We start from the raw sequence: 16,998 nt of genomic DNA on the forward strand, positions 1-16,998 counted from the left end.
GGGGGACTATAAGGGGCGCGCAGTCCGGTTCAAGCCTCCTTGGTTCAAGTCCTGGTTTTTGCCCTAATGACGACGATTTCCGCCCCGTCCGAACCGCATCGCGCCGTGCGCGTGTGGCTGATCGCCGTGGCCGCGCTGATCGCGCTGATGGTGCTGGTCGGTGGCGCGACGCGGTTGACGGAATCCGGCCTCTCGATCGTCGAATGGAAGCCGGTCACGGGCAGCGTGCCGCCGCTCACCGAGGCGCAGTGGACAGAGGCGTTCGAGGCCTACAAGAAGATCCCGCAATATCGCGAGCTCAATGCAGGCATGAGCCTGTCCGAGTTCAAGGAGATCTTCTGGTGGGAGTGGAGCCACCGGTTGCTCGGCCGTTTCATTGGCATCGCCTATCTGCTGCCGTTCCTGTTCTTCCTATGGCGCGGCGGTCTGTCGGGTGAGCTGAAGCGGCGGCTATGGCTGCTGTTTGCGCTCGGCGGGCTTCAGGGCGCGGTCGGCTGGTGGATGGTGGCCTCGGGCCTGTCGGAACGCATCGAGGTGTCGCAATATCGGCTGGCGACGCATCTGGTGCTCGCGCTTCTGATCTTCGCCGGCATCGTCTGGACGGTGCGGCGGCTCAAGGAGCGGCCGCAGATCGCAGCACCTGCGCGCCTGCGGTTCACGAGCGCGCTGCTCCTCGTCGTGACTTTCGTGCAGATCTATTTCGGCGCGCTGGTCGCGGGCCTGCGCGCCGGACGCGCCTACAACACCTGGCCGCAGATCGACGGCGCGTTCATTCCTTCGGCGGAACGGCTGTGGTTCGAAACGCCGTGGTGGCGCAACCTGTTTGACAACGTGCTGACGGTGCAGTTCGAGCACCGTATGACCGCGTACGCGTTGTTCGTGCTGGCGGCGCTGCACGCGGTTGACGCCGTGCGTTCGCGCGCAGGTGCGGCGACAAGCGGCGCGCTGTGGTTGTTGGCTGCGGTAAGCATGCAGGCGGTGCTCGGCATCCTGACGCTGCTCAACCAGGTTCCGATTGGACTGGCGCTTGCGCACCAGGCGGTCGCGATCGTCGTGTTGATACTCGCGGTGGTGCAGACGGAGCGACTGGCTTCGCGGCAGTCGATCGAGGCGCGGCCGCGCGGTGTTCCGCTCGGTCAGGCGAGCTGATCAGCAATAGCCATAGATGCCGCACGCGTAGGGCAGTCGCCAGAAATAGTCGACCTGCTTTCCGCCGTAATACGGGCCCCGATAATCGTAATCCCAGGGGCGACCGTAATAGCCCGGCAGCGTGTGCGAGCCGGGCAGCAGCGGCGTGCCGGGCAGGTTGCGGATGTAACTGCCGATGCCATAGGCCGGCGAGATCAGCGCGTCGGGATCGGTCTCGACATAGACTCTTGGCGCTTCCTGCGGCGGAACAGCTGCGCGCCGCTGCGGCGTGGCCGGCAGATCGGCAGCCAGCGCGGTTGAAACCGTCAGCATCGCCGCAAGGGCAGGCACCATCCAGCGCAGCATCGTCGGCTCCGAATCAAAGGAGGGATCCAGTGACGATGTATGCGGCAGATATGGTTAACGACTGTTAACTGACATAAGCCATTCCGGGGCGGGCGAAGCACCGAGCCTGGAATCTCGGGTTCAGCGCTACGCGCTCCGGCATGACGCCAAAGCCTTACGCGCCCAGCGCCTGTTCCAGATCCGCAATCAGATCCTCCTTGTCCTCGATGCCGATCGAGAGCCGCACCACGTCGGGGCCGGCGCCGGACTTGATCTTGGCGGCATCGTCGAGCTGGCTGTGCGTGGTCGAAGCCGGGTGGATCACCAGCGAGCGGGTGTCGCCGACATTGGCCAGATGCGAAAACAGCTGCAATTTCGACACCAGGCTGACGCCGGCATCATAGCCGCCCTTAAGGCTGAAGGTGAACACGGCGCCCGCGCCCTTCGGTGCATATTTGCGCGCGAGCTGATTGTATTTGTCGCTCGGAAGGCCGGCATAACTGACTGAAGCCACCGCCGGGTGGCCGACGAGGAATTCGGCGACCGCCTTGGCATTGTCGCAGTGCTTCTGCATGCGCAGCGGCAGCGTCTCGATGCCGGTCAGGATCATGAAGGCGTTGAACGGCGACAGCGCCGGCCCAAGGTCGCGCAAGCCCAGCACGCGGCAGGCGATCGCGAAGGCAAAATTGCCAAAGGTCTCCTGGAGGCGGATGCCATGATATTCGGGCCGCGGCTCCGACAGCATCGGATATTTGCCGCCGGTGGACCAGTCGAAGGTGCCGGCATCGACGATGATACCGCCCAGCGAATTGCCATGGCCGCCCAGGAATTTCGTCAGCGAGTGCACGACGATGTCGGCGCCATGGTCGATCGGGCGGATCAGATAGGGCGAGGCCAGCGTGTTGTCGACGATCAGCGGCACGCCGGCTTTGCGCGCCACCGTCGAGATCGCTTCGATGTCGGTGATGCCGCCGGCGGGATTAGCGATCGACTCGATGAAGATCGCCTTCGTGCGCGGCGTCACCGCGCGCTCGAAGCTTGCGATGTCGTCGGGATCGGCCCACACCACGTTCCAGCCAAAGCTCTTGAACGCATGCGTGAACTGATTGATCGAGCCGCCATAGAGCTTTCGCGCCGCGATGAATTCGTCGCCGGGCTGGAGCAATTGCTGCAGCACCACGACTTGCGCAGCATGGCCCGAGGCCACCGCAAGCGCGGCCGTGCCGCCTTCGAGCGCCGCGACACGTTCTTCCAGCACCGCGTTGGTGGGATTGCCGATGCGGGTATAGATGTTACCGAACGCCTGCAAACCGAACAGCGAGGCGGCGTGGTCGGCATCGTTGAACACGAAAGACGTCGTTTGATAAATCGGAGTTGCGCGCGCACCGGTGGTGGGATCGGGCTGTGCACCGGCATGCACGGCGAGCGTGGAAAATCCCGGAAGGCGATCGCTCATTGAGGCGTCCTGTTCTCTTGATCTGAAATCGCGCGGCATGCTGATCGGCGCGGCATCCGCCGTCAAGCTGCTGCTTCACATCGGAACGATCGTGCTACGCATTGTCGCGATCGCGAAAGGAATCCTTCGCGATCGCGTCAGCTCTGCTCGGTCTTGTTTTTGGCGGCGCGATCGGATGCCGCGGTGTCGCCACCGCCGACACTCATCCGATTGAGGGATAGCCGCATGCCTTGCGTCGGTGCCGGAGCGCGCTTGGAACTGAGCGTGCGTGAATTGACGCCCATCCAGGAGATCTCGGACGACAGGCGGCCGTATTCGATCTTGGGACAGCGGTTCATCACCACCTTGATGCCGACGGACTCTGCCTTCGCCGCCGCCGCGTCGTCGCGCGCGCCAAGCTGCATCCAGATCACCTTCGGCAGCGGATCGAGCGTGAGCGCCTCTTCGACGACAGGCATGATGTGGCTCGAGTTGCGAAAAATGTCGATCATGTCGACGGGACGGCCGATGTCTACGAGCGAGGCGACGAAGGGGTTTCCGAGCAGCTCCTTGCCGACATGGCCGGGATTGACCGGGATCATGTCATAGCCGCGCTGCGCCAGATATTTGAACGCAAAATAACTCGGCCGCACGTTGACGGGCGAGGCGCCGACCATTGCGATCGACTTCACGCTGTTGAGGATGCCGCGGATGTAATTGTCGGGGTAGGCGTCGTGGTTCATCTCTTATCTTTTCTTGTTGTCATTCATCCCGCCACGTCGGCGTACGCTTCTCGATGAAGGCGCCAATGCCTTCCTCGGCGTCGCGCGCCATCATGTTCTCGGTCATCACCTCTGCCGCATAGCGATAGGCATCGGCAAGGCTCATCTCGGCTTGGCGATAGAACGCCTCCTTGCCGAGCTTGACGGTGTAGGCGGATTTCAGCGCGACCTGATTTGCGAGCGCAATCGCGGCCTCGCGCTCAGTGCCGGCGGGGACGACGCGATTGATAAGGCCGATCTCGCGGGCGCGCGCGGCCGGGATCGGCTCGCCCGTCAGCAGCATCTCCATCGCCTGCTTGCGGGGAACGTTGCGCGACAGCGCCACCATCGGGGTCGAGCAAAACAGGCCGATATCGACGCCGGGCGTGGCGAAGCTCGCAGCGTCCGAGGCGATCGCGAGATCGCAGCTTGCAACCAGCTGGCAGCCGGCCGCGGTGGCAACGCCCTGGACCGCGGCGACGACCGGTTTGGGCAGGCGCACGATCGCCTGCATCATGGCGCTGCAGGCGGTCATGATCTGCGCAAAATAGGCGCGGCCGTGATCAGGATCGACGCGGCGACCGCTCAGTTCCTTCAAATCGTGGCCCGCGCAGAATGCCGGTCCGTTGGCCGCGATGACGGCCCCGCGGATACGCTTGTCCTCGGCGATCGCATTCACGCTCGCGTGCAGATGCCCGATCATCGCCTCAGAGAGGCTGTTGCGGGCCTCGGGCCGGTTCAGCGTGAGGATGGCAATGCTGCCGACGATTTCGCGCAGCAGGATCGGCGGTTGCGGGGAAGGGGCGCGGGCGACCTGGGCGGACATCGAAGCGTTTCCGGTTAGATTATTGCATTTGGATGACGCAGATAACTTAATGTACCAGGGGACATGAAGCGAGGGTGGGGAACAGCATGGCGTTAGCAAAAATGAGCGTGGCAGAGCTCGAGCAGTTTCTGCGCGACGAGTTTCCCCAGGCCTTCAGCGGCGATGACGTTACGATCGAAAGCGCCGATGGCCAAACCTGCCTTTTGCGCCAGCGCTACAGCGAAAGGATGCTGCGGCCGGGCGGAACCGTGTCCGGCCCGACGCTGATGGCGCTGGCCGATTTCGCCATGTACGTGGTGCTGCTGTCGGCGATCGGGCCGATCGGGCTGGCGGTCACCACCAATCTCAACATCAACTTCCTGCGCAAGGGCCAGCCGGGGCAGGACGTGCTGGCGGAGGCGCGGCTGCTCAAGCTCGGCAAGCGCCTTGCGGTCGGCGAGGTAAATCTGCTGTCCGGAACCTCGCCCGACCCAATCGCGCATGTCACCTCCACCTATTCCATTCCAAATGTTTGAGGTTTTTGCAGGTATATTAGTACCATAATTTCAAACCATTGATATTGCTAGTATAATTTCGCGCTTTGGGCATTGACCGCTGCGCCGCTCTTCTCTAGAAACCGCCCAGTCCGGTGCGGTGTTCGCGCCGATGTCTCCCTCACGGAAATTCTGACATGAAAACCTTTTCGGCAAAGCCGGCCGAGGTGACGAAGAAGTGGGTGCTGATCGACGCCAAGGGTCTGGTCGTCGGCCGTCTCGCCACCATTGTCGCCATGCGGCTCCGCGGCAAACACCTCCCGACCTACACCCCGCACGTCGATTGCGGCGACAACGTCATCATCATCAACGCGCAGCATGCGGTCCTCACCGGCCGCAAGCGCGAGCAGAAGACCTACTACAAGCACACCGGCTACGTCGGCCACGTCAAGGAGCGCACTGCGCGCCAGATCCTCGAGGGCAAGCATCCCGAGCGTGTGCTCGAGAAGGCCGTCGAGCGCATGATCCCGCGTGGTCCGCTCGGCCGCGTGCAGATGGGCAATCTCCGCGTCTACGGCGGCGCCGATCATCCGCACGAGGCGCAGCAGCCCGAGAAGATCGACATCGCCAAGTTGAACCGCAAGAACACGAGGGCCGCATAACATGGCCGAATCCATCCAGTCGCTCGACCAGCTCTCGCAGCTCAAGACGGCGGCCGCGCCCGAGGCGCCCAAGCACGAGAAGAAGGTCGACAAGTTCAACCGCGCCTATGCTACCGGCAAGCGCAAGGACGCGGTCGCCCGCGTCTGGATCAAGCCGGGCGCCGGCAAGGTCATGGTCAACGCGCGTGAGGTCGAGGTCTATTTCGCCCGTCCCGTGCTGCGTATGATGATCCAGCAGCCGTTCGTCGCGGCAGCGCGCGCCGGCCAGTATGACGTGATCTGCACCGTCGCCGGCGGCGGCCTGTCCGGCCAGGCCGGCGCCGTCCGTCACGGCATCTCCAAGGCGCTCACCTACTTCGAGCCGGAGCTGCGCGGCGTACTCAAGAAGGGCGGCTTCCTCACCCGCGACTCCCGCGTGGTCGAGCGCAAGAAGTACGGCAAGGCCAAGGCCCGCCGGTCCTTCCAGTTCTCGAAGCGTTAATCATTTCGGCCGCATTCGCCGCGAAAGCGGCTTCAATGAGATGCAAAAGGGCGCTGATTTCAGCGCCCTTTTTGTTGTTCGTTTGTACGCAAATTGATGGCGTGTTTCCCGAAAACTTGGGTCGGCGCGAAAACCTGAATGGAACCCGCGGGACATAGCGTCGCATTCGGAAGGGCGCGCAAATCGGCTGTGCCGATCGCGTAACTGCTATGTTCTAGAGGGGGCCGACATGATGTCGCTCGATAGCATCACGCTCTATTTGGTCGCCACCATGGTTGCCGCACTGCTCGGCGCCATGATGGTGTTTTTCGGCAGGCAAGAGAACAGCCCCGCGCTGAAATGGTGGGGCACCGCCTATCTGCTCGGTGCCGCCTCCGTCGCGCTGTGGACTGCGGCCGGCGAAAAGCTGGGCCCGCATCTTTACCTCGCGCTGAACGCGATCGGATTCGCGGCCTGCGGCATGGTCTGGAACGCCGCGCGAGTCTTTCATGGCCGCAAGCCGAACTGGCCCGGCCTCGTGCTTGGCGCGCTCGCCTGGATCGCCGCCGTGACGCTGCTCGGCGCCGAGCCGTCCATGCTGCGTATGATCATCGGTGCTGGCATCGTCTCGGTCTACGCGGCGCTGACCGCGAGCGAACTCTGGACCGAGCGGCGCAAGAGCCTGCAACGGCGCTGGCCGGGCTTCGCGGTGCCGATGATGCATGGCTGCGTCTTGATGCTGCCAATCCTCATCGGCAGCTTCCTGCGCCCCCACGATGCGACCTTCTCGTCGAGCATCTGGGTCACCGTGTTCGCGGTCGAACTCGTGCTCTATGCCGTCGGCACCGTGTTCGTGATCTTCATGCTGGTGTCCGAGCGCACGGTGACCGCGCACCGGACCGCCGCGTCCACCGATCCCTTGACGGGCATGCTCAACCGGCGCGGCTTCTCCGAAGCCTGCTCGCGCGTGATCGAGCGCGAGGCCAAGGCCGGGCGGCCGGTGACCGTGATGATCTTTGATATCGACCACTTCAAGTCGATCAACGACCGGTTCGGCCATCCCGCCGGCGACGAGATGCTGAAATTGTTCTCGACCGTAGTCGTCAACAACCTGCGCATCTCCGACCTCTCGGGCCGTATCGGTGGCGAGGAGTTCGCAGCCCTGCTGCCGTGTTCGCTGGAAGAGGGGGTGCTGGTCGCCGAGCGCGTGCGCGAAGCGTTCGAGACCTCCGGCGTCGTGGTCGATGAAGGTCCGGTCGATACCACCGTCAGCATCGGCGTCGCCGGCGGTCCGGCCGGCACCGAGCTCGAGGTGCTGCTGGCCTCGGCCGACACCGCGCTCTACCAGGCCAAGCGCGGCGGCCGAAACCGCGTCGAGGCGGCGGAGGAGCTGCCGCTGTCGCTGGAGAACTGGCGCCGCCAGAGCGCGGCGCGGACCGGCGCCGCGCAGGTGCGTCCGGCCACCGCCTGAGACGGCAGGCGACCTTGCGGTAATCCTCTGTTTACCGTTCGATCCCTACCATCATGGTCATGGAATCGATCCGTCGACAGACCCCGCAGGCCGCCCTGATGTCACTCGAAGCCCAAGCTGCCTCGGCGCGCGGTGGCTTCGCCTGTCTGTTCTCGACCGCGGACGAATACGAGAGCGCGCTGATCACGGAGCGTCGTTCTCAAGGACGATACGGCCAACGCCGCAGCTACTGGCCCTTCGTGCTGTTCGTCGGTTGCGCGTTCATCGTGGTGGGCACCGTGCTGCTGCTCGCCTGAGAGATCTGCGTTTGCCAGCCGGCCAAGCGCCGTTTCGGAGCCTTTTTCTTTTGCGACGGCTGCGGTAGACACGCCCATCGAACAAAAATGGGTGGAAACCGATGATCACCGAGATCGCGCAGATCGACGTCAAGCCGGGCAGCGAAAAGGATTTCGAGGCGGCTGTGGCGAAGGCAAAGGCCGCCTTCGGCCGCTCCAAGGGCTTTCACGGCTTCGAACTGCACAAGTCGATCGAGAAGCCGCAGCGCTATCGGCTGATGGTGAAGTGGGCGAGCCTGGAAAACCACACCGTCGATTTTCGCGGCTCCGAAAACTTCACGGAATGGCGCGGCCTCGTCGGCCAGTATTTTGCTTCACCCCCCGAAGTCGAGCACACCGAGATCGTGCTGACGACCTGACGAGCAGGCTCAGGCCGCCTCGGTCAGAGACGGCGCCTCATACGTCTTGAAATGATCGATCATGACCTTGGCAATGGCGACCAGTGGCAGCGCCAGCGCGAGGCCCCAGATTCCGAACACGACGCCGAGCAGGATCTGGAACGCGAACAGCGTGGCCGGTGGAATGTCCAGCGCCTGGCGCTGAAGGAGCGGCGTCAGCACGTAGCTCTCCATCGCATGCACGCCGAGGAAAAGCAGCAGCGCGGACAGCGCCGCGAGCCAGCCCGAAGCCAGGCTCGCCAGCACCACGATGACGCCGGCGATAATGGCGCCGACGGTTGGGATGAAGGCAAGCAGGCCAGCCTGGATTCCCAGGATGAACGCACCGGGGATGCCGATGATGGCCAGGCCGATCCAGGTCACCGCCCCGACCGCGAGCATGACCGTAATCTGCGCGATCAGCCAGCGCTCCAGCGTCTCAGCGGTACGGTCGATGATGAGGGTGACGCGCGTACGATGCTTGGCCGGCGCGAGGAACAGCAGGCCGTCGTGATAGACGCCGGGCTGGGCCGCGAAGGACAGCCCTAGGAACAGCACGATAAAAATGTTCCCGACGCCGTGGATGGTGCCGAGCAGCAGCTTGAAGGTCTGGCTCACGATCGCTCCGCCGCTGGAAGCGAGCGCGCCGGCGCCGGGCAAGGGACCGCGCGGGGGCGCTGCTGGCGACGGCGTCGAGCTCGCCGGCGCGTCGGCCGAGGAGTCAGATGCAGCATTGCCGAGGTCGAAGAAGCTGGTGTCGATGCCGTGGTTTTCAAGGAAAGACCTGACGTTGGTGATCTGCGACTTGATCGTCTTGCTCAGCAGCGAGGCCTGCTCCGCGATGGTGGCGCCGCCGAGATAGGCGACGCCCGCGAGCATCAAAGCGAGCGCGATGCAGACAATCGCGAGCCGGACGGGATGGGGCAGGTGCACGCGGCGGCCAAGCGCGCCCGTCAGCGCGTTAAGGCCAAGGCCGAGCAGCATGCCGGTGAAGATCAGCAGCAGGGTGGCGGCAAAATACCAGGTGAAGACCAGCATCGCCGTGAACAGCACGACACTGACGCCCCCGACCGAGATCGCCCAGGCGAGATCGGCGCGGGCGCGGGGCCGTTCATCTGCGGGAATGGTCACATCGGGTCCTTTCGGCGGCTGCGGGGAGGCACTCTTTCGCGAAATCCCGCCTCGGATCAAGCCGGTCGAAAACCGCCGGTTTGACGTTGTCCACGGCCTCGTCGGGCCAGCGCGAACAGTGTCGCGGCCGCCCTCCGGCCAGGCATTTGCGCGAAAATGGCATTGCCGTCCCGCGATCCCCTCTGTTGAATTTGTTCTCCCCCAAGGGCATGTTTGGAGAATCTTCTTGCGGGAGGTCGGAACGGGAGATGAGAAAGCCGGTCGTCGGCGTGATCGGGAATTCCCATCGCGTCGAAAATCGATTTCAGGTCCAGATGGTCGGCGAGCGAAATCTGCGCGCCGTAGCCGAGGTCTCCGGTGGCTTGCCGCTGATGTTCGCGGGCTCGCCCGACATCACCGATATCGGGGCGCTGCTCGATACTGTCGACGGCGTCATCCTCACCGGCGCCCGGGCCAACGTGCACCCGACGCGTTTCAACGTCGATCCTTGCGAGAAGCACGAGCCTTACGACATCCACCGCGACGAAGTCGCGCTGGCGCTCTCGGTGGCCTGCGTCGCCCGCGGCATCCCGCTGTTCGGCATCTGCCGGGGCCTGCAGGAGATGAACGTCGCCTTCGGCGGCTCGCTGCATCCCGAGATCCGCGAAATCCCGGGCCGCATAAACCACCGCATGCCCAGGCTCGAGAATGGCGAGATCCATCCTGATCCCACCGTGGTGTTCGCCGACCGCCACGACGTCGACCTGACGCCGGGCGGCGCGTTCGCGAAGATCCTCGGCTGCGAGAAGATCCGGGTCAATTCGCTGCATGGTCAGGGCATCCTGGAGCCCGGCAAGCGCGTGCTGATCGAGGGCGTCGCCGAGGACGGCACCATCGAGGCGATCCGCATCGCCGAAGCCCCGACCTTCGCGCTCGGCGTGCAATGGCACGCCGAATACGATCCCCAACGCAATCCGATCAATCGCAAACTGTTCGAGGCCTTTGGCGAGGCGCTCGCGGCGCGGCAGAAGGCTGCGGCGTAGGCTAAGCACACGGCGAGAATGCCTCGGTTTTTCGGCAATCCGGTTTCTGCCGCAACGTCTGTGCCAGAATCGAGGAGCACGAGCCCTCGCACTGATCGCTCGGCGGCATGCAGCCAACGAGCGAGATCATCGCGAGCACGGACCGGTCGGCACGGACGGCGTGAGGGTGGTAGGACGGCAGCGCCTGGCGCCGGGCGGATCAGCTAGGCATGGTCGGCCGCTGCCTCTCTTGGCCCAATCACATCGCCATCCTGCAGGACCATCGCATTGCGTTGCACAATCGCGACGTTGGTCTCCACGCGCAGCATTGAGGTTCACGAGAGGACCACCATATGCTCTGCAAGGGAGCCCTTGCCGTGCAGACCATGAAGGCGGCCCTCGTTGCGGCGATTACCGTCGTGGCTTTGACCTGCTGCCTCCTTCCCAGCTCAGCGGAGGAGAGCGGCCGTGTTGCACTGGTTGCTTCGATCGACGGGGCCATTGGCCCTGCGTCAGCCAGCTACGTGCGGGAGGCTTTGGCCAAAGCGAGCGAACGGCGCGCCGAGGTCGTACTTCTGAGAATGAACACGCCCGGCGGTCTCAATTCCAGCATGCGCGAGATCATCGCGGATGTGCTCGCCTCGCCCATCCCTGTCGTCGGCTACGTCGCCCCCTCCGGCGCCCACGCGGCGAGTGCCGGGACCTACATTCTTTATGCGACCCACATCGCGGCGATGGCACCAGGCACCAATATCGGTGCGGCGACGCCGGTCCAGATTGGCGGGCCGCTACCGGGCCTGCCGAGCGGCACACCCGAGAAGGATGGCAAAGACAAGAAGGGTGAGCCGAAGGACGCGATGACGGCGAAGGCCACGAACGATGCCGTCGCCTTTATCCGCAGCCTTGCCGAGCTGCGCAACCGCAATGCGGATTGGGCAGAGAAGGCGGTGCGTGAGGCCGCCACTCTCTCTGCCAATGGCGCGTTAGGGGCACATGCCATCGATCTCGTCGCGCGCGATCAGGCCGAATTGCTGCGGCAGATCGATGGCCGTGTGGTGGAGATTGCAGGCGGCAAAACGCAACGCCTCGCGACGAAGGATGCTGTCGTCGAAGCCATCGAGCCGGGACGGATATCCCGCTTCCTGGCGGTCATCACCGATCCGAACGTGGCGTTCATTCTCCTGATGGTGGGCATTTACGGTCTGATCTTCGAGTTCATGTCTCCCGGAGCCGTCGCTCCTGGAGTGGTCGGCGCGATCTGCCTGCTGATCGGCCTCTATGCGCTCAATTTGCTGCCGATCAACTATGCCGGCCTCGCCCTGATGCTGGTCGGACTCGTGCTTCTCACGGTCGAAGCCTTCAATCCGACGGTGGTGATCGGTCTCGGAGGGATCATTGCCTTCGTGCTGGGTGCGCTGATGCTGTTCAGGGTCGAGGCGCCCGGCTATCGCCTGTCGTGGTCGGTGATCGGCATCACTGCAGCTGTGTTCGTCGGCTTTGCTCTGGTCTTGCTTGGTTCGCTTCGGCGTGCCGCCAACGCTCCTGAACGGGTCGGCGCGCAGGCCATGCGAGGCTTGCCTGCTGAGGTCCTCGACTGGAATGGGAGCGAAGGTCATGTCTTCGCCCATGGCGAGCGCTGGCAGGCGCGCGGCGCCGACACGTTCAAGCCCGGAGAGACGGTGGAAGTTACCAGCGTCGTCGACCTGACGCTGCTGATACGGCGCGCGCCGCTGCGGACCGGTAAGGGAGGTACATCATGATGCTGGAATATCTGACCTATGCGGCACTCGCGCTGCTGGTCATCATGTTTCTGTCCCAGGCCATTCGAATTCTGCGCGAATACGAGCGCGGCGTCATCTTTACGCTCGGCCGCTTTACCGGTGTGAAGGGCCCGGGCCTCATCATCCTCGTTCCGATCGTGCAGCAACTCGTCAAGGTCGATCTACGCGTGATGGTGCAGGTCGTGCCGCCGCAGGACGTGATTTCGCGAGACAACGTGTCCGTCAAGGTCAATGCCGTTCTGTACTTCCGCATCGTCGACCCCGAGCGCGCCATCATCAAGGTCGGCGATTACATGGCGGCCACCAGCCAGCTCGCCCAGACCACGTTGCGTTCGGTGCTCGGCAAGCACGAGCTTGACGAGATGCTTGCCGAGCGCGACAGGTTGAACGCCGATATCCAGGAGATCCTCGACAAGCAGACTGACATCTGGGGCATCAAGGTCACCGGCATAGAGATCAAGGACGTCGATATCAACGAAACCATGGTTCGCGCGATTGCCAAACAGGCCGAGGCGGAGCGCTTGCGGCGAGCCAAGGTGATCAATGCGATGGGCGAGCAGCAGGCCGCCGAAAAGCTCGTCGAAGCCGGCCGGATCCTCGCGCAGGAGCCTCAGGCAATGCAGCTGCGATATTTCGCGGCTCTGCACGACATCGCCGGCGAACGGTCGTCGACCGTCGTGTTTCCGCTACCGACGGGCTTGCTCGACCATTTCATGCCGCGGCCTAACAACCCGTAGCCGCAAGCGGCGCGGATGACCCATCTCGGCCCAAATGGGCATCTCGAATGTTGATGCCTACTTAAACGGGAGAAACATTCGAGGGACCCCGCCTATGGCGGACCCCCCCGGCGAATATCACGCTCTCATGGTGAGGAACTCGCCTCAGCGTGCGCCTCGAACTATGCAGGCAGGCCGAGCACGTTCGACAGGATTGCAGCAGTCATCTGGGATAGCCTTACCACAACTTCCGAAACGAAAAGGCGCCCCCTTTCGGAGCGCCTTTTGCTTGTCGCATGGCGTTCGAGCCGATCAGCCCGAATAGTACATGTCGAATTCGATCGGATGCGGGGTCATCTCGAAGCGCTCGACTTCGGTCATCTTCAGCTCGATATAGGCATCGATGAAGTCGTCGTCGAACACGCCGCCGGCCTTGAGGAAGGCGCGGTCCTGGTCGAGATTCTCGAGGGCTTCACGCAAGCTGCCGCACACTGTCGGGATCTGCTTCAGCTCTTCCTTCGGCAAATCGTAGAGATCCTTGTCCATCGCCGGACCCGGATCGATCTTGTTTTTGATGCCGTCGAGACCGGCCATCAGCATCGCGGCGAAGCCGAGATAGGGATTGGCGAGCGGATCGGGGAAGCGCACCTCGACGCGCTTGGCCTTCGGCGAGGCGGTGTAAGGGATGCGGCAGGAGGCCGAGCGGTTGCGCGCGGAGTAGGCGAGCAGCACGGGCGCTTCATAGCCCGGGACCAAACGCTTGTAGGAATTGGTCGAGGGGTTGGTGAAGGCGTTGATCGCCTTGGCGTGCTTGATGATGCCGCCGATGTAATGGAGGCAGGTCTCGGACAAGTCGGCGTATTTGTTGCCGGCGAACACCGGCTTGCCGTCCTTCCAGATCGACTGGTGAACGTGCATGCCCGAACCGTTGTCGCCATAGACCGGCTTCGGCATGAAGGTGGCGGTCTTGCCGTAGATGTGCGCGACCTGGTGGATGCAATATTTGTAGATCTGGATGTGGTCGGCCATCAGCGTCAGCGTGTCGAACTTCATGCCGAGCTCGTGCTGGGCGGAGGCGACTTCGTGGTGATGCTTCTCGACCTTGACGCCCATCTTGGCCATGGCCCCGAGCATCTCCGAGCGCATGTCCTGCACGGAGTCCTGCGGCGGAACCGGGAAGTAGCCGCCTTTGGTGCGGACGCGGTGGCCGAGATTGCCGCCTTCATATTCGGTATCGGAGTTGGTCGGCAGCTCCGAGGAGTCGAGACGGAAACCGGTGTTGTAGGGGGTCGAGGAGAAGCGCACGTCGTCGAACACGAAGAACTCGGCCTCGGGGCCGACGAAGACGGTGTCGCCCACGCCCATCGACTTCACCATCGCCTCGGCCTTCTTGGCGATGCCGCGGGGGTCGCGGTTGTAGGGCTCGCCGGTGGTCGGCTCGAGCACGTCGCAGGTGATGACCATCGTGGTCTCGGCGAAGAACGGGTCGATCGTCGCGGTCACCGGATCGGGCATCAGGCACATGTCGGACTCGTTGATCGCCTTCCAACCGGCGATCGAGGAACCGTCGAACATCGTCCCTTCGGCGAAAATATCCTCATCGATCATGCTGACGTCGAACGTCACATGCTGCCACTTGCCGCGCGGATCGGTGAAGCGCAGGTCGACGTATTTGACGTCGTTGTCCTTGATCGATTTCAGGACGTCTTTGGCGGTCTTCATGCATACCCCTTTTGGCTCTGCGGGTCGGTTTCCAGATGAGCAAGATTATTCTCGCTTTGGGCGAGTTTTGCGCGCGTACAAACGAAATCAGGCCGCCGAAGCAGCCTTATTTCCTGTCAGAGTGTCGCAAAATGCGGGATAGCACCCGGCTCAGATAGCGTCCAGCCCGGATTCGCCGGTTCGGATGCGGATCGCCTCTTCGATATTGGAGACGAAGATCTTGCCGTCGCCGATGCGCCCGGTCTGCGCCGCGCGACGGATCGCGTCGATGGCGCGCTCGACCAGATCGTCGCCGATCACGATCTCGATCTTCACCTTGGGCAGGAAGTCGACGATGTATTCTGCGCCGCGGTAGAGTTCGGCGTGACCCTTCTGCCGGCCAAAGCCCTTGGCTTCGGTGACGGTGATGCCCTGTAGGCCGACTTCCTGAAGCGCTTCCTTCACCTCGTCGAGCTTGAATGGCTTGATGATGGCTTCGATTTTCTTCACTGCGCGCCTCCCGGCCTTTTCGATCAAATAGCAACGTCTTCGTCAGGATGCGCTTTTGTCACGCACGATCTTGTCTTCGCTATGCCGGAATGCCTGACCAGCCCGGCAACAACGGCCGGCCACACCCAGATAAATGCCAGTGAGCACGACAAACCGAAGCGGCTTCCTCGAAAGCAGGGTCTATGCCAAGTTGCAAATGCCCTGATTATTGGAGCGTTATCAGCCTTTTAACGAGCACAATCTGATGGGTGGCGCCGACCGGCACAAAATACCGAAGACTACGAAATAGGCAAACGGTTCAATATGTGTGCAGATCGTTGGTCCGTGGGATGGGTCGGCACGGAACGTGCCTGTTGAACGGGCGTTTGGACAGGGAAGTGGCATGGAAGTTCTGACCAACGCTGAAATGCAGCGCGCCGATCAGCTCAGCATTGCGGCAGGCACGCCCGGCTTCAAGCTGATGCTCGGCGCCGGCCAGGCGGTCGCCGAGGCGGCCAATGCGCTGGTGGAGGAGGGGCCGATCCTGATCGTCGCCGGTCCCGGCAACAATGGCGGCGACGGTTTTGTCGCAGCCGCCGAGCTCGCCGCCCAAGGGCGCGAGGTCTCGGTGATCCTGATGTGCGAGCGCGACCAGCTCCAGGGTGACGCCGCCTCGGCCGCGCGCGGCTGGAAGCACCCGGTGCTCCCGTTCAATCCGCAGGCGATCGGAAAGCCGGCACTGATCATCGATGCGCTGTTCGGCGCGGGTCTCAGCCGTCCGGTCGATGGCGAGGCGCGCGCGATGATCGAGGCGATCAACGGCAACGGCGCGCCGGTGCTGGCCGTCGACCTGCCGAGCGGCATCAACGGCACCAGCGCCGCGGTGATGGGCGCGGCCGTGAATGCCGCGGAGACCGTGGCTTTCTTCCGCAAGAAGCCGGCGCATCTGTTGCTGCCCGGTCGCATGCATTGCGGCCGTGTGCGCGTCGCCGACATCGGCATCGACGCAAGCGTGCTGGACGAGATCGCCCCGCAGCTCTTCGAGAACGATCCGGATTTCTGGGGCGCCGCCTTTCCGGTGCCGCGCGTCGACGGCCACAAATTTGCGCGAGGCCATGTGCTGGCCGTCTCCGGTGATGCAGCCGCAACGGGCGCTGCGCGGCTTGCCGCGCGCGCGGCGCTGCGGGCCGGCGCCGGGCTTGTGACGCTGGCGAGCCCGCGCGATGCGCTCGCGATCAACGCGAGCGCGCTAACCGCGGTGATGGTTCGCCCGGTCGACACCGCGATCGAGTTCGGCGAGCTCCTCGGCGACAAGCGCTATAACACCTGCATGATCGGCCCCGGCGCGGGCGTCGGCGAGCGCACCTGCGATCTCGTTCACACCGCGCTGACGGCCCAGCGGCGCCTGGTGCTGGACGCCGACGCGCTGACGAGCTTTGCCGCAAAGCCCGAGCGGCTGTTCGAATCGATCAAGTCGTCGCAGGACAATACGGTGGTGCTGACCCCGCATGAGGGCGAGTTTCCGCGGCTGTTTTCCGACCTCAGCAACAAGCATCCGGGCCGCTCGAAACTCGAGCGCGTTCGCGCCGCCGCCGAGCGCTCCGGCGCCGTCGTGCTGCTGAAAGGACCGGACACGACGATCGCCGCCCCCGACGGCCGCGCCACCATCGCCGCCAACGCGCCGCCCTGGCTCGCCACCGCCGGCGCCGGCGACGTGCTCTCGGGCATCATCGCTGGCCTCCTGGCGCAAGGCGTGCCGGCATTTGAGGCCGCCAGCATCGGCGTCTGGATGCATGGCGAGGCGGGAAGCGAGGCGGGGCCCGGGCTGATCGCGGAGGATCTGACCGAGACACTGCCGGCTGTGCATCGGCGGATCTATGACGCGCTCGGGTCGAATACTGAGCGT

General features: G+C 63.8%; 17 protein-coding genes and 1 pseudogene. 11 read left to right on the forward strand and 7 right to left on the reverse strand.

What is annotated here, in order from left to right; all coding sequences use genetic code 11:
• The first annotated feature begins 66 nt into the window (after nucleotides 1–66).
• A complete protein-coding gene (locus tag IVA91_RS04510) occupies nucleotides 67–1,149 on the forward strand; it encodes a COX15/CtaA family protein (RefSeq protein WP_247458378.1) in 1,083 nt (360 codons plus the stop codon).
• On the opposite strand, the gene IVA91_RS04515 is transcribed toward IVA91_RS04510, so the two are convergent.
• From IVA91_RS04515 to IVA91_RS04530, 4 genes are all read right to left on the reverse strand, one after another.
• Nucleotides 1,150–1,494, reverse strand: a complete 345-nt coding sequence (locus IVA91_RS04515) for a hypothetical protein (RefSeq protein ID WP_247458379.1) — start codon at nucleotides 1,492–1,494, stop codon at nucleotides 1,150–1,152.
• 154 nt (nucleotides 1,495–1,648) lie between these two features.
• The gene (locus tag IVA91_RS04520) at nucleotides 1,649–2,929 is read right to left on the reverse strand and encodes an O-acetylhomoserine aminocarboxypropyltransferase (RefSeq protein ID WP_247277100.1); all 1,281 of its coding nucleotides are present in this window, start codon (nucleotides 2,927–2,929) and stop codon (nucleotides 1,649–1,651) included.
• A gap of 137 nt (nucleotides 2,930–3,066) precedes the next feature.
• Nucleotides 3,067–3,651, reverse strand: coding sequence for a CoA-binding protein (locus tag IVA91_RS04525; protein ID WP_247299555.1), 585 nt, complete (start codon nucleotides 3,649–3,651; stop codon nucleotides 3,067–3,069).
• Between the two features lie 19 nt (nucleotides 3,652–3,670).
• The gene (locus IVA91_RS04530; protein ID WP_247277102.1) at nucleotides 3,671–4,495 is read right to left on the reverse strand and encodes an enoyl-CoA hydratase; all 825 of its coding nucleotides are present in this window, start codon (nucleotides 4,493–4,495) and stop codon (nucleotides 3,671–3,673) included.
• Nucleotides 4,496–4,581: 86 nt separating this feature from the next.
• Between IVA91_RS04530 and IVA91_RS04535 the strand changes: the two genes are divergently transcribed.
• From IVA91_RS04535 to IVA91_RS04560, 6 genes are all read left to right on the forward strand, one after another.
• Complete coding sequence (locus IVA91_RS04535) at nucleotides 4,582–5,010, forward strand: PaaI family thioesterase (protein ID WP_247277103.1); 429 nt, start codon at nucleotides 4,582–4,584, stop codon at nucleotides 5,008–5,010.
• Between the two features lie 155 nt (nucleotides 5,011–5,165).
• Nucleotides 5,166–5,630 carry a 50S ribosomal protein L13 gene (gene rplM / locus IVA91_RS04540; protein WP_011087726.1) on the forward strand — a complete coding sequence of 155 codons (465 nt, stop codon included), beginning with the start codon at nucleotides 5,166–5,168 and terminating at the stop codon, nucleotides 5,628–5,630.
• A 1-nt stretch (nucleotide 5,631) separates the two neighbouring features.
• The gene (gene rpsI, locus IVA91_RS04545) at nucleotides 5,632–6,111 is read left to right on the forward strand and encodes a 30S ribosomal protein S9 (protein ID WP_247299545.1); all 480 of its coding nucleotides are present in this window, start codon (nucleotides 5,632–5,634) and stop codon (nucleotides 6,109–6,111) included.
• 229 nt (nucleotides 6,112–6,340) lie between these two features.
• Entirely contained in the window at nucleotides 6,341–7,561 is a 1,221-nt protein-coding gene (locus IVA91_RS04550) for a GGDEF domain-containing protein (protein WP_247458380.1), read from the forward strand.
• A 59-nt stretch (nucleotides 7,562–7,620) separates the two neighbouring features.
• Nucleotides 7,621–7,857 carry a hypothetical protein gene (locus IVA91_RS04555; protein WP_247458399.1) on the forward strand — a complete coding sequence of 79 codons (237 nt, stop codon included), beginning with the start codon at nucleotides 7,621–7,623 and terminating at the stop codon, nucleotides 7,855–7,857.
• A 101-nt stretch (nucleotides 7,858–7,958) separates the two neighbouring features.
• The gene (locus tag IVA91_RS04560; protein WP_247277107.1) at nucleotides 7,959–8,255 is read left to right on the forward strand and encodes an antibiotic biosynthesis monooxygenase family protein; all 297 of its coding nucleotides are present in this window, start codon (nucleotides 7,959–7,961) and stop codon (nucleotides 8,253–8,255) included.
• Nucleotides 8,256–8,264: 9 nt separating this feature from the next.
• Here the strand turns inward: IVA91_RS04560 and IVA91_RS04565 are convergent, their stop codons facing one another.
• A complete protein-coding gene (locus tag IVA91_RS04565) occupies nucleotides 8,265–9,404 on the reverse strand; it encodes an AI-2E family transporter (protein WP_247458381.1) in 1,140 nt (379 codons plus the stop codon).
• A 248-nt stretch (nucleotides 9,405–9,652) separates the two neighbouring features.
• On the opposite strand from IVA91_RS04565, the gene IVA91_RS04570 reads away from it, so the two are divergent.
• From IVA91_RS04570 to IVA91_RS04580, 3 genes are all read left to right on the forward strand, one after another.
• Nucleotides 9,653–10,426, forward strand: a complete 774-nt coding sequence (locus IVA91_RS04570) for a gamma-glutamyl-gamma-aminobutyrate hydrolase family protein (RefSeq protein WP_247277109.1) — start codon at nucleotides 9,653–9,655, stop codon at nucleotides 10,424–10,426.
• A gap of 356 nt (nucleotides 10,427–10,782) precedes the next feature.
• The gene (locus tag IVA91_RS04575) at nucleotides 10,783–12,165 is read left to right on the forward strand and encodes a nodulation protein NfeD (RefSeq protein ID WP_247458382.1); all 1,383 of its coding nucleotides are present in this window, start codon (nucleotides 10,783–10,785) and stop codon (nucleotides 12,163–12,165) included.
• On the forward strand, nucleotides 12,162–12,923 hold the full coding sequence (locus IVA91_RS04580; RefSeq protein WP_247277111.1) for a slipin family protein: 762 nt from the start codon (nucleotides 12,162–12,164) through the stop codon (nucleotides 12,921–12,923). The genes IVA91_RS04575 and IVA91_RS04580 overlap by 4 nt, the downstream gene beginning before the upstream one ends.
• A gap of 291 nt (nucleotides 12,924–13,214) precedes the next feature.
• On the opposite strand, the gene glnA is transcribed toward IVA91_RS04580, so the two are convergent.
• Nucleotides 13,215–14,624, reverse strand: coding sequence for a type I glutamate--ammonia ligase (gene glnA / locus IVA91_RS04585; protein ID WP_247277112.1), 1,410 nt, complete (start codon nucleotides 14,622–14,624; stop codon nucleotides 13,215–13,217).
• A gap of 150 nt (nucleotides 14,625–14,774) precedes the next feature.
• On the reverse strand, nucleotides 14,775–15,113 hold the full coding sequence (locus IVA91_RS04590) for a P-II family nitrogen regulator (protein ID WP_007603495.1): 339 nt from the start codon (nucleotides 15,111–15,113) through the stop codon (nucleotides 14,775–14,777).
• A 382-nt stretch (nucleotides 15,114–15,495) separates the two neighbouring features.
• Here IVA91_RS04590 and IVA91_RS04595 point away from each other — a divergent pair.
• Nucleotides 15,496–16,983 (forward strand): annotated as a pseudogene (locus tag IVA91_RS04595) (NAD(P)H-hydrate dehydratase); the annotation flags it as partial.
• Between the last annotated feature and the right edge of the window lie 15 nt (nucleotides 16,984–16,998).

The organism is Bradyrhizobium sp. 153 (assembly GCF_023073835.1).
Lineage (GTDB): Bacteria > Pseudomonadota > Alphaproteobacteria > Rhizobiales > Xanthobacteraceae > Bradyrhizobium.